Consider the following 247-nt stretch of genomic DNA (forward strand, 5'->3'; position numbering starts at 1 on the left):
GACCTGGCCGCCCTGAAGACCGCGACCATCGCCGGCCTGAAGACGCAGCAGGTTGCCGCCCTGACGACCAACCAGGTCGTGGCCCTGACGACGGCGCAAGCCAATGCCCTGACGACGGCCCAAGCCGGCGCCCTGAGCACGAACGCTGTCGCCGCGCTGGAAACGGCCGACCTGGCCGCACTGAAGACGTCGAGCATCGCCGCGCTGAACACCGCGCAGATCGCTGCCCTGACGACGAACCAGGTGG

General features: G+C 69.6%; 1 protein-coding gene. It reads left to right on the forward strand.

Annotated features, from left to right (window positions below):
• A partial coding sequence (locus tag GM672_RS30330) for a hypothetical protein (RefSeq protein ID WP_170300304.1) occupies window positions 1-247 on the forward strand: 247 nt, incomplete at both ends.

It is taken from the genome of Pseudoduganella buxea (assembly GCF_009720835.1).
Taxonomy (GTDB): domain Bacteria; phylum Pseudomonadota; class Gammaproteobacteria; order Burkholderiales; family Burkholderiaceae_D; genus Rugamonas; species Rugamonas buxea.